The following is a 2,492-nucleotide window of genomic DNA, read 5'->3' as shown; positions in this document are numbered from 1 at the left end:
CGGTTCCTCTTCTGGCCGAAACCAGATGGAACAATCCTCTACGCGACTTTCACGTCGCACTAACTGAACGGCATTAGGGTTGGCGACCCGTTTCTCCGCCGAGATGAAGAGGCGATTCGTCCACTACGGCACAATGGAGATCCGAGATCGGTCTTTTCAACATTACCGCGAGTATGTCAAATTTCCGGCGTTTCCGGGATTCGTTAAGCTGTGTTGGTCGCAATGCGATTACCCCGAGGAGCCGCACCGGTGACGCCTCTCGCAAGAGGGCGGGTCGCAGCACCGGCCATGGGTAGGTCCGTCGCCGGCATCCTCTGCTGCGGCGCTGCCCAGTGCGACTACGACTCTGAGCCGATCGACAGCGGTATGTCTGAGCGCGTTAATTGCGGGCAATCGGCGCCGACCGAAGCCGCGCATCGCGAAAGGCCAGCGGTCATCGGTCGCGTCCCGCCTATACCGATCCGATGAAGTGAGCTACGCTGCCGTGACTTGATCGAACTACTTTTCGGTGTGGCCACCATGCAGCTCGATATTTTCGCTGACAGTCGCGATGTGATGCTTCGCAACGATGTGCTCAATGCGCTACTCAGGCGCGACGCGCGTGCTGCGCGACCGGCCTGGGAGACGTTACGGGACGGATATCCGGACGACGGTACCCTGGCCGCGCTCGACGGCTTGATCGGGGAACTCGGCGAGGACGCTGCGCCACCTTTTACTGATCATCAGGCGACGAACGCATCCTGCCACCGGCTGGAGACCGAGATCGAGTCGGCCACCCGGTGGCTATTCCGCGAAGCCAAGGCCCACGCGTGGCTCGCGCCGTGTTGGCGCTCGCGCGCGCGGCGCGCGGCTGCGTTGCCGTTCTGCGCTGACGCGAGCGATCATCATGCCGCGGCGCTGTGGCTTCGTGCGGGTGACTGGGCGTCCGCACGAGAGGCAGTCGAACGAATCGAGGCGTGGCGCCGTATTCCGGCGCCGCTTGCCTGCCACGCCAGATCGGCGAGACCGCCGGCACCATCGAACTGCGCATCGAACCGCCGATGCAGTGCATCCAGCGACGCATCGGTGAGGCGTGTGAGCAGGTCGGCAAAGCGGCGTGTCGAGAGCCACGCGAGTTCGGTCAGCAGTGGCCACGCCACTTCCAGCCCCTCCGCCCGGTAGCGCGCCTCCGCCATCCGTACCGCCGAGACTGCGCAGGACACTCAAATCCCGGCAAGCCCGAGGCGGGCGATGAAGCCGTCATGGTCGAAGAAACGGAGCTGTGGGATAAACAGAAGTCAGTACGGGACTTACACATGGACGCGTACAACCCCGAGCGCGGGCCCAAGCCCGAGCCCGAGCCCGAGCCCGAATCATGGTTAGAGCTTGACGAAGAGGAGCGAATTTTCCTCACCGAAACGTATCATCGCGTCGCCCGGATCAAACTTCCCAACATGACGGCGCACGCCGCGTTACACGCGATCGTCGAAAACCAGATTGCCTTAAACCTTGAACCCGTGGTCCGAGCGATGCATCGCCTCAGGAAAGAAGGACTTACGCGACACGATGCTGTTCACGCGATCGGCTCAGTCGTCGCAGAACATCTGTTTGACTTAAAAACGAGTAAGAACGACGATGCTGCGGATTCGCAAACCCGTTACCACGCGGCGGTGGAGCGATTGAGCGCAGCGAGTTGGGGCAGAGGTGAGCAGTAGTGCGGATACCATCGAAGCTTCAGCCGTGGTTTGATGCGAGGCAGCGTTTCAGGTTGGGCCATACTCATATTCAGATGGCTCGCGAACTCGGATTGAAGCCCCGAAAATTCGGGTCGCTGGCTAACGAGCAGCAGGAACGATGGAAGCGACCTCTCGCGGAATTTATCGCGCACTGTTATCGCGAACACTTGGGGCGCGCGGAAAAGTCCGCTGGCGCGTTTTGCTCCGGGATTAGCGTACCATTACCCCAAGCAGCGCACGCCGGACCTTGAAGTCGACGGGGAAATCCACGGCGACGTTGCGCTCGACTTGCGCCTACGCAAAGGGGCGCTCCCCGAATCTACGCTGGAAGGCGACGCGAACCATCTTGGAAGTGGTCATCGGACGATCCAGCGAGCTTCAGAAGGCGGATCGGATAGCTTTCAATTGAGACCGCAACCATGCTACGAAGCGATAGTCGACGGAAGTGCCGATTGAACCGCCTCCGATTTTTCTGGACACGATTTTGGGGTAAAACGTGTTTCTGGAAACGGAGTTGAACATGCTGACGAAATCGAAGATCGCCGAGGTTGTGCCGGGGGCGGTGGAAGGAGCGCGTAGCGCGACTGGAAGCGCCCCCGGCGCGGCCGCCGAAGTGAAACGGTGGTCGGCCAATCGGAAGAAACAAGTCGTCTTGCGCTTGTTGCGCGGCGAGCCGGTGGACGCCATTTCGCGCGAAGTTTCGGTACCGATATACCGGCTCGAAGAATGGCGCGAGCGTGCCTTGGCCGGTATCGATGCTGGCCTCAAGGAGCGCGA

At 61.1% G+C, this 2,492-nt stretch carries 3 protein-coding genes and 1 pseudogene; 3 read left to right on the top strand and 1 reads right to left on the bottom strand.

The window, feature by feature from the left end; translation table 11 throughout:
• Positions 1 to 884: 884 nt before the first annotated feature.
• Positions 885 to 1,202: a hypothetical protein gene (locus AWB68_RS44060; RefSeq protein WP_125483289.1), complete on the bottom strand. Its 318-nt coding sequence runs from the start codon at positions 1,200 to 1,202 to the stop codon at positions 885 to 887.
• 39 nt (positions 1,203 to 1,241) lie between these two features.
• Between AWB68_RS44060 and AWB68_RS44055 the strand changes: the two genes are divergently transcribed.
• The 3 genes and pseudogenes from AWB68_RS44055 to AWB68_RS44045 form a co-directional block, all read left to right on the top strand.
• The gene (locus tag AWB68_RS44055) at positions 1,242 to 1,694 is read left to right on the top strand and encodes a hypothetical protein (RefSeq protein WP_235028863.1); all 453 of its coding nucleotides are present in this window, start codon (positions 1,242 to 1,244) and stop codon (positions 1,692 to 1,694) included.
• Positions 1,695 to 1,943: 249 nt separating this feature from the next.
• Positions 1,944 to 2,063, top strand: a pseudogene (locus tag AWB68_RS50495) (phosphate acyltransferase); the annotation flags it as partial.
• A 172-nt stretch (positions 2,064 to 2,235) separates the two neighbouring features.
• Positions 2,236 to 2,492 (top strand): hypothetical protein (locus tag AWB68_RS44045; RefSeq protein ID WP_200828973.1); only part of this gene is annotated, 257 nt, incomplete at its 3' end.

The organism is Caballeronia choica (assembly GCF_001544535.1).
Classification (GTDB): domain Bacteria; phylum Pseudomonadota; class Gammaproteobacteria; order Burkholderiales; family Burkholderiaceae; genus Caballeronia; species Caballeronia choica.
The sequence above is the reverse complement of the archived record's forward strand: the minus strand, read 5'-3'. Positions and strand labels throughout refer to the sequence as shown.